Source organism: Nostoc sp. CHAB 5715 (genome assembly GCF_020829685.1).
Classification (GTDB): Bacteria; Cyanobacteriota; Cyanobacteriia; order Cyanobacteriales; family Nostocaceae; genus Nostoc.
Genome location: NZ_JAIVFR010000739.1, coordinates 1 through 3888, shown reverse-complemented (window position 1 = coordinate 3888; position 3888 = coordinate 1). Strand labels below are relative to the sequence as shown.

The 3888-nt window shown below is 46.6% G+C and carries 1 protein-coding gene and 1 pseudogene; both read left to right on the top strand.

All coding sequences use genetic code 11. The features are described 5' to 3' along the window. Nucleotides 1-3179 (top strand): DISARM system helicase DrmA (drmA, locus tag LC574_RS30290; RefSeq protein WP_229457303.1); only part of this gene is annotated, 3179 nt, incomplete at its 5' end. After that, nucleotides 3179-3888: pseudogene (locus LC574_RS30285) on the top strand (hypothetical protein); the annotation flags it as partial. The gene drmA and the pseudogene LC574_RS30285, both read left to right, overlap by 1 nt.

The window sequence follows — 3888 nt, the reverse complement described above, 5'->3', positions numbered from 1 at the left end:
AAGCCTCCTCAGCCCGTAAAGCTCACTTTCCTTCTTCCATTGGCTTGAGCTTTCTTCTACCAGAAAATACCACAGAACTGAATATAACTGTGCAGTGGGGTAACTACCAATTTCTTGAAAGCGAAACAGAATTAGATGATAGCGAGAATCCCCAGTCAGCCAAGCAAGAATTATGGCAACGCTCCCCTCATTGCATTAGTATGCCTATTTCTCTGCTGGGAAATCAACGAAAAATTCAGATTGAAGTTCCAGACAGCAACGGCTTAAAGTTATTTGTGTCAAATCGGGCTGTAGCTTCATCACCTCAACAAAAACTCCCTGTTGGTACGCGTTCAGTTTCAGTATTCTTAGTTAACTACCGCAGCAACAATCCCAACCAAAAGCACGACATCAGTTTTATTTTTCAAGCCTGCCTCACCATCCGCACAGCTGACGCTTTTGTATCCCGCCCTAACTTGCGGGGGCAAAACAGCCAAGATAGAGACGAAGCGGTGTCAAGCCTGCAATACCGCAACGATTGCGAATATGCTGTTGGACATAATGTTTCTGCTATTACTATCCTTAGCTCGAATCATATCTGTCAAGAAATTCGTACTAACTGGATGCCCACAGCAGAGGTGGCCAGAGTAGAACCAGCAGAAATTCCGGGGCTAAAACTAGGCATGGAAGCATTGGCTAAGGCAAAAGACGCGGCAACTATATCTGAGATGGTTTACCCAATGGTGTCTGCATATACTGACTGGATTACCAAACAGCAAGCCGCAGCCCCCACTGAACCGCACCAAGGAAAAATTGCTAGTGAATTATTAACCACAGCTAGCAGAATTAAGCAACGCATTGCCGCCGGATTACAAGCTTTAGACGATCCTTTGGTGTTAGAAGCTTTTCAAATTGCTAACCAAGCCTTAGCAACTGCTAGAAGACAACGCCTAACTCACGATGAGCCAGACAAATCCCCTGAAGACTTTTCACCGCCGAAGTGGCGACCTTTCCAGCTAGCTTTTCTGCTGTTGAACATCCTGAGCATTGCTCAACCAGAACATCCAGATCGGGAAATAGTAGATTTGCTGTTCTTTCCCACAGGTGGCGGCAAAACCGAAGCCTATCTAGGGTTAGCAGCGTTCACTCTAGTGCTGCGTCGTCTGCGCGATCCTAGTATCCACTCTGCTGGTGTCAGCGTTCTCATGCGCTACACTCTGCGCCTCCTAACCCTAGACCAATTGGAAAGAGCCGCAACCCTCGTCTGTGCCTTAGAACTAGAACGTCAGCAAAATCCTAGACTAGGTAAGCATCCCTTTGAGATTGGGTTGTGGGTTGGGCAAGGTGCCACACCCAATAAAATGGGTAAAAAAGGCGACAAAGATAATTCAGCTTGGGCGCGGACTCAAGATTTTGATCGGCATTATCCTCATAAACCAAAGCCGATTCCCCTAGAAAGGTGTCCTTGGTGTGGCACGGAACTGAAAGCGCGATCGTTTCAACTTTTACCACTTGCCGATGCACCTACTGACTTGCGGGTAATCTGCGACAATCGGAAAAAACACGCAGATGGTAAACCTGCCTGTGTATTTAAAGGCAACAACCCCCTACCCATCGTTGCCGTAGATGAACAAATCTATCGACGGCTTCCTTGCTTCATAATTTCCACCGTTGATAAATTTGCGAATCTGCCTTGGGTTGGTCAAACTGGAGCGCTATTTGGCAAGGTAACTCATTTTGATGAAAAAGTAGGATTCACCGGGCCAGCTGATGCTAAAACCAAAGGTCGAGCCTTAGACAAAAATTTACCCCCACCAGATTTGATTATTCAAGACGAATTGCACTTGATTTCTGGGCCTCTGGGAACAATGGTGGGATTATACGAAACGGTTATCGATGTTCTGTGTAGTGTGACGCACAATGATAAAACTATCCGACCGAAGATTATTGCCTCCACTGCTACAGTCCGCCGTGCCGAGCGCCAAATTCAAGCTTTGTTTAGTCACAGCCAGGTAGATATTTTTCCGCCTCCTGGGCCCGATCGCCACGACTCCTTTTTTGCCGAAACCGTACCAATTACCAAAACACCGGGACGGCTTTATGTCGGAGTTGTAGCCCAAGGACGCAGCCTTAAAGTAGTTCTGTTACGAGCATACTTAGCCCTGTTGGGAGCAGCTAAACAAGCTTGGGAAGATGCCGGCGGGAAAGCAAATCAGCATAATCCTGCTGACCCTTATATGACACTGCTAGGTTATTTTAATTCCCTGCGGGAATTGGGTGGTAGTCGCCGCCTAGTGGAAGATGAGGTAAACTCGCGCCTGAGTCATTATGGCGATCGCCGTCGCTACCAAGAACCGTTTAGCTTATTTTGCGATCGCAAAATTGATGATGAACCAGAAGAATTAACCTCTCGCATCAGCACTAACAAAGTTGCTAATACCAAACGTCGTCTAGCTTTACCTTTTCATGAGAAAGAAAGAGTTGATATTGCCCTAGCAACTAACATGATTTCCGTAGGGCTAGATATCACTCGCTTAGGGCTGATGGTAGTTTTAGGACAGCCGAAAACCACTGCCGAATACATTCAAGCTACCAGCCGCGTCGGTCGAGAAGCTGAAAAACCTGGTTTAGTCGTTACCTTACTCAACATTCACCGACCGCGCGATCGCTCTCACTACGAACGTTTTCAAATCTGGCATGATACTTTCTACCGCACAGTGGAAGCAAGTAGCGTTACTCCCTTCTCACCCCGCGCCATCGATCGGGGTTTGTCAGGTGTTACCGTTGCCCTTGCCAGATTAGGTAATCCAGAAATGACAGCGCCTCTAGGTGCTGCTCAAATTACCCAACATCGCCAGCTTTTAGATTTTGTTGTGGATGCGATCGTTAAACGTGCAGAAGGACATAGCCCTTTAAAAGCCGATGAAGCCGAAAGTCTGCGCCAAGAAATCCGGCGACAAGTTATAGACCGTTTAGATACATGGCAACATATTGCCGTGCAAGACCAACGCCTACAATATCAACGCAATGAAATAGAAATGGCAGCCCCTTTACTACTTGATGCCCTTGACCCCAAGGCGGACAAAGAAAGTAGCGATCGGCAAAAATTCAAAGCCCAACGCAGCTTGCGGGATGTCGAGCCAGTAGTGAAACTTTTTGTGCGTGACCCTGTTGGTTTAGAAATAGAGGAAGAGGTTTAATGAAGAAGTCAAATAATAAAATAAAACCACAAGCAGAAATCCGCCAAAGCCAGCTTTTATCAACCTTTGGCCCGGGAGCGATGGTAGATTTACCTAAATACTCGGTAGTAATTGGGGGATTGACTTACTGGAAAGGCGAAATGCAGGCCATTCGTGAAGACCGTTTGAAAGATAAAGTTTGCGAAATGCTGCAAGTTAAGAATATCGAACTATTTAGTCCACCAAGAGAGACTTCAGACCCGAATATGCCTCTTACTGGTGTGGATGCATTTATTTTTCCTGCTTGGTTTGTAGCTCAAGTCGATCAAACCATTCGCTTCAATGGGAAAGATTACCGTACCCGTCCCCTAGCTAAGTGGCGAACAGTTAAGGAGGGATCAAAATTTGAAGGACAGCGCGTGTCATACGTACCAGTCCGCTTTGTGCAAGCTTGTATAAATGGACATCTGAGCGATATAAACTGGTACGCCTTTGCCCATAAAGATTTTGAAACCACCTGTCGGGGACAACTGTGGCTAGATGAAGGTGGCTCTGGCAATGACTTTGAAGAAATTTTTGTGCGCTGTGAAGGCTGCAAAGCTCGTCGTCCACTTTCCATAGCTAAAGCCAAAAATTCCAAAGTTTTCGGACAATGCCAAGGGCATCGTCCTTGGCTGGGTGCTAAAGCTCAGGAACCTTGTTGGGTCTGTGTCCCAGATAAATCAGGTAA